Origin of the sequence: Mycobacterium sp. (assembly GCF_049802695.1) — a bacterium.
GTDB lineage: Bacteria > Actinomycetota > Actinomycetes > Mycobacteriales > Mycobacteriaceae > Mycobacterium.
Window position 1 is genome coordinate 1 of record NZ_JBARMY010000283.1, and the last position, 5,221, is coordinate 5,221.

Consider the following 5,221-nt stretch of genomic DNA (forward strand, 5'->3'; position numbering starts at 1 on the left):
CCGGTGTGCTGACGCCCGGCGTCACGAACGTGATCGGCAACGGGGTGGTGGTCGATCCCGGCGTGTTGCTGACCGAGCTGGCCGGCTTGGAAGCCCGCGGCGTGGACACCTCCCGGTTGTTGATCTCCGCCGACGCGCACCTGCTGATGCCCTACCACGTGGCCATCGACAAAGTGACCGAGCGGTATATGGGCAGCAAAAAGATCGGCACGACGGGTCGCGGGATCGGGCCGTGCTACCAGGACAAGATCGCCCGCCTCGGGATCCGCGTCGCCGACGTGCGCGATCCGGCGCTGCTGGCCCACAAGATCGAGGCGGCGCTGGAATTCAAGAATCAGGTGCTGGTCAAGATCTACAACCGCAAAGCCCTCGACCCGGCGCACGTGGTCGATGCTCTACTGCAGCAAGCCGAGCACTTCCGGCACCGCATCGCCGACACCCGGCTGCTGCTCAACAACGCGTTGGAAGCCGGCGAGACGGTGTTGCTGGAGGGATCACAGGGCACCCTGCTCGACGTCGACCACGGCACCTACCCCTATGTGACGTCATCCAACCCGACCGCCGGTGGAGCCGCCGTCGGCTCGGGCATCGGACCGACCCGGATCACCACCGTGCTGGGGATCCTCAAGGCCTACACCACCCGGGTGGGCTCGGGCCCGTTCCCCACCGAGCTGTTCGATCAGCACGGCGAGTACCTGTCCAAGACCGGGGGTGAATTCGGGGTCACCACCGGTCGGCGTCGGCGCTGCGGCTGGTTCGACGCGGTGGTCGCTCGCTACGCCACCCGGGTCAACGGCATCACGGACTACTTCCTGACCAAGCTCGACGTGCTCTCCAGCCTCGAAACGGTGCCGGTGTGTGTGGGCTACACGGTGGCCGGGGAGCGCACGCACGAGATGCCGATGACCCAGAGCGATCTGTCCCGCGCCGAGCCGATCTACGAGGAATTGCCGGGCTGGTGGGAGGACATTTCCGCAGCGCGAACATTCGACGACCTGCCGGCCAAGGCGCGCGACTATGTGCTGAGGCTGGAAGGGCTTGCTGGAGCGCATGTTTCGTGCATCGGCGTAGGTCCGGGCCGGGATCAGACCATCGTGCGCCGCGACGTGCTGCAGGCCCGCGGATGAGCGACCAGCCGGAGGCTACCGATCCCGACTACGGCAAGCACGGTGGCTTCCCGCGTTACGACATCGCCGAGCCGGGCCCGGGTTTCGCCAACTTCGTCACCGCCATGCGGCGCCTGCAGGACCTGGCGGTCTCGACTGACCTGGGGGACGACGACAAGTGGCAAGAGGTGGCCGGGCGGGCCGAAGAGTTGGTCGAGTCGCTCGACCCGTTCCAGGTGCCCGAGGGGGTGGCTCCCGCCGGACGTGCTCCCTCGCTGCCAGGGATGGGCAGCATCTTGATGCCGCCGTGGAACATGGCGAAATTCGACCCCGACGGGGTGGAGATGCGCGGCCACTTCAGCCGCTACTACGTTGGCGGCAACATGGCGGTGCACGGCGGGGTCATACCGCTGGTGTTCGACTGGTTGTGCGGGATGGTGGTGCACGCTGCGGCGCGCCCGATCAGCCGCACCGCCTTCCTCAAAGTGGACTACCGCGCGGTCACGCCGATCGACACGCCGCTGGTCGTACGCGGCCGCGTCGACTCGGCGGAGGGCCGTAAAGCATTCATCTCCGGTGAACTCGTCGACGAGGACGAGAACCTGCTGGCCGAGGTGCACGCGCTGATGGTGCGGCTGCTGCCCGGTCAGCCCTGAGCCGAGGCGGCTGATCACCCGGAGGCCGGTGGTGGCGGAATCATCAGACGCCCTCTTCGTTGGCGCTCCGAACGTCGCCATCCTCGGCCTGGCCGACACCGTGCTGGACCTCTGCCCGCACCTTCTTCGCAGCTCGTCTCACTCGACCGGAAGTCCGGCGCCGGCGCCGCGATTTGCGCACCTATCCTGAGCAGCATGCATCTAGCGCGACGACGGATGAACCGGCTCAGGGCGCAGCGCGATGACTGACGGGTCGGGCGGTCCGGTGGGCCAGGGCCGCACAGCGGAGCGCAATGAAGAGCACGACCGGCGCGACGAGTCGACGAATCCGGCGGCGCGACGTCGCGACGACGGTCACCGGATCAAGGTGATGCTGCTGGGTTCCGACGAGTTGGCGCGCGAACTGACGATCGCTTTTCAGCGTCTCGGCGCCGAAGTGATCGCGGTGGAAGCGCATGCCGACGCGCCCGCGCACGGCGTTGCCGACCAGTCGCTGGTGGTCAAGATGACCGCCGCCGACGAGCTGATGGCGGAGATCGGGCGGATACGGCCTGACTACGTCGTGCCCCTGAGCGAGGCGGTCGCCGCCGACGCGTTGACCGCGGTCGCGGAAACTCAGTCCGCCCGGGTGGTGCCGAGCGCTCGCGGCGCGCGGCTGAGCAACGACCTGGAAGGGTTGCGGCGGCTGGCCGCCGACGGGCTGGGGCTGCCGACTGCGCCGTTCTGGTTCGCCGGCTCACTGGACGAGCTCAAGGCGGTGACCGCGCACGCCGGGTTTCCGTTGGTGGTGAAGCCGCTCAAGGCGGGCGGCCAGGGCCAGTCCAGGGTGTCTAAGCCCGACGAGGTGGAACCGGCCTGGCAGCGCGCGGTGTCGGCGGGGAGCGCACTGACCCACAACCGTGTGCTGGCGGAAACCGCGGTCGAGGTCGACGTTCACGTGACGTTGCTCGCCGTGGCAAGCGAGGGCTCGGCGGGAATGAGAATCGAGTTCTGCGCACCGATCGGGCACAGCGAGCCCGGCGGCGACGTGCTGGAATGCTGGCAGCCGCAACAGCTGAGCCCAGCGGCGCTGGATTCGGCGAAGTCGATCGCTGCCCGCATCGTCAAGGCGCTGGGCGGCCGTGGCTTCTTTGCTGTCGATTTGATGGTCGCCGGCGACGAGGTCTACTTCAGCGACGTCACTGCCCGTCCACTGGAAAGTGGACTGGTGACGCTGCGTACCCAGCGGCTCTCGCAGTTCGAGCTGCAGGCCCGGGTCACTCTGGGCCTCACGGTGGACACGGTCATGATTTCGCCGGGCGCTGCGCAGGTCATCCACGCCGGCCACGATGCGATCGCCGCGGCCGATCACGCGGAGCCGCACACCTCCGCTGCGCTTGCCGACGCGCTCGCCGTTCCAGAAAGCGATATTCGGGTTTTCAGCAGTCGCGGGACGGAGTCGCGGCGCCGGTTCGGCGCAGCCCTTGCCACCGCTCCGGACATCTCGACGGCGCGTGACCGCTCCCGCCAGGTGGCTGCCGTGTTGCGTCGGCTGCCCCAACCCTGATTCAGTGGGCCCTCAGCTGAGTGTGCGACACTCACGCGGGTGAGCTACGCCGGAGATATCACGCCTGAGCAGGCCTGGAAGCTGCTCAGTGACAACCCCCAAGCGGTGCTGGTGGACGTCCGCACCGATGCCGAATGGCGCTTCGTCGGTGTGCCCGATCTGTCCAGCCTGGGCCGTGACGTCGTCTACATCGAGTGGAACCGGGCCGACGGTCAGCGCAACGAGAACTTCCTCGCCGAGCTGTCCGAACAGGTGCCCGCCGATGCCGATGACCGACCAATCGTGTTCCTGTGTCGCTCCGGCAACCGCTCGATCAGCGCGGCCGAGGCCGCCACCGAGGCCGGTATCGCTCCGTCCTACAACGTCCTGGAAGGTTTCGAAGGCCACCTTGATGACGCCGGTCACCGCGGCGGATCCGGCTGGCGGGCGATAGGTCTGCCCTGGAAGCAGTCATGACGCCCGCCGGCGACGATGCAGAGCGCAGCGATGAGGAGGAGCGGCGCAAGTGACCGGTGATAACGGAGAGCGCGAGTCCATCCGCACGCCGGCGCCGCTGCCGGACGGGGTCGGCCAGGCCACCATCGGCGTACGGGGCGGGCTGCTGCGCTCGCAGTTCGAAGAGACGGCCGAGGCGCTTTACCTGGCGTCAGGCTACGTCTACGAACGCGCTTCCGCCGCAGAGCAGGCGTTCGCCGGCGAGGTGGACCGCTATGTGTACTCGCGCTACGGCAATCCGACCGTCACCATGTTCGAGGAGCGGCTCCGCCTGATCGAAGACGCGCCGGCGGCGTTCGCCACCGCCAGCGGTATGGCGGCGGTCTTCACCTCGTTGGGCGCGCTTTTGGGTGCCGGCGACCGGTTGATCGCCGCGCGCAGCCTGTTCGGGTCTTGCTTCGTGGTCTGCAACGAGATCCTTCCGCGCTGGGGAGTTGAAACGGTCTTCGTCGACGGCGACGACCTCGCCCAATGGGAAGAAGCGCTGGCGGTGCCCACCCAGGCGGTATTCTTCGAGACCCCGTCGAATCCGATGCAGTCGCTTGTCGACATCGCCGCGGTCAGCGATCTGGCTCATGCCGCGGGCGCAAAAGTAGTGCTGGACAACGTCTTTGCCACACCGCTGCTGCAGCAGGGATTGCCGCTGGGCGTCGATGTGGTGGTGTACTCGGGTACCAAGCACCTCGACGGGCAGGGCCGGGTGCTGGGCGGTGCCATCCTGGGCGACAAGGAGTACATCGACGGTCCGGTGCAAAAGCTGATGCGGCACACCGGCCCGGCGTTGAGCGCCTTCAATGCCTGGATCTTGCTGAAAGGCCTCGAAACTCTGTCAGTTCGGGTGGAGTACAGCAACGCCTCGGCCCATCGCATCGCCGAATTCCTGGAGGGTCACCCAGCGGTGAGTTGGGTGCGCTACCCCTATCTGCCGTCGCATCCCCAGCACGACTTGGCCAAGCGCCAGATGTCCGGCGGCGGCACCGTCGTCACCTTCGCGCTCGACGCCCCGGAAAGCGCGGCCAAGCAGCGTGCCTTCGAGGTGCTGGACAAGCTGCGGCTCATCGACATCTCCAATAACCTCGGCGATGCGAAGTCGCTGATCACCCATCCGTCGACCACCACTCACCGGGCGATGGGCGCTGAGGGGCGGGCCGCAATCGGACTTGGCGACAATGTGGTTCGCATCTCGATCGGGCTGGAAGGCACTGAGGACCTGATCGCTGACATCGATCAAGCTCTGAGCTAGCGCGGCTGCGCCGAGTGACGGCCAGATAACGTTTTTCAACCTAACTGTCGCGACGCGGCACGCAAATACCGGGGACACCGCTGCGGGCGACTTATGGTCACATCGTGCAGCGTCGAACGGTCCTGAAACTACCGCTGATCCTGGCCGCAGGCACCGTCGCCGCTCAGGTGCCGCG

General features: G+C 67.3%; 5 protein-coding genes. All 5 read left to right on the plus strand.

Annotated features, from left to right (window positions below):
- On the plus strand, positions 1 to 1,127 hold a 1,127-nt coding region (locus tag WA317_RS11545; protein WP_425173155.1), incomplete at its 5' end, for an adenylosuccinate synthase.
- On the plus strand, positions 1,124 to 1,762 hold the full coding sequence (locus tag WA317_RS11550; protein ID WP_425173156.1) for a PaaI family thioesterase: 639 nt from the start codon (positions 1,124 to 1,126) through the stop codon (positions 1,760 to 1,762). The genes WA317_RS11545 and WA317_RS11550, both read left to right, overlap by 4 nt.
- Before the next feature lie 265 nt (positions 1,763 to 2,027).
- On the plus strand, positions 2,028 to 3,308 hold the full coding sequence (purT, locus tag WA317_RS11555; RefSeq protein ID WP_425173159.1) for a formate-dependent phosphoribosylglycinamide formyltransferase: 1,281 nt from the start codon (positions 2,028 to 2,030) through the stop codon (positions 3,306 to 3,308).
- Between the two features lie 39 nt (positions 3,309 to 3,347).
- Complete coding sequence (locus WA317_RS11560; protein ID WP_425173157.1) at positions 3,348 to 3,764, plus strand: rhodanese-like domain-containing protein; 417 nt, start codon at positions 3,348 to 3,350, stop codon at positions 3,762 to 3,764.
- Positions 3,765 to 3,813: 49 nt separating this feature from the next.
- Positions 3,814 to 5,046, plus strand: a complete 1,233-nt coding sequence (locus tag WA317_RS11565; protein WP_425173158.1) for an O-succinylhomoserine sulfhydrylase — start codon at positions 3,814 to 3,816, stop codon at positions 5,044 to 5,046.
- The last annotated feature ends 175 nt before the right edge of the window (positions 5,047 to 5,221 follow it).

What these genes read in the sequence shown, in the direction of transcription:
- WA317_RS11550 (WP_425173156.1), top strand. Translation starts at nt 1,124, where the DNA reads ATGAGCGACCAGCCGGAGGCTACCGATCCCGACTACGGCAAGCACGGT.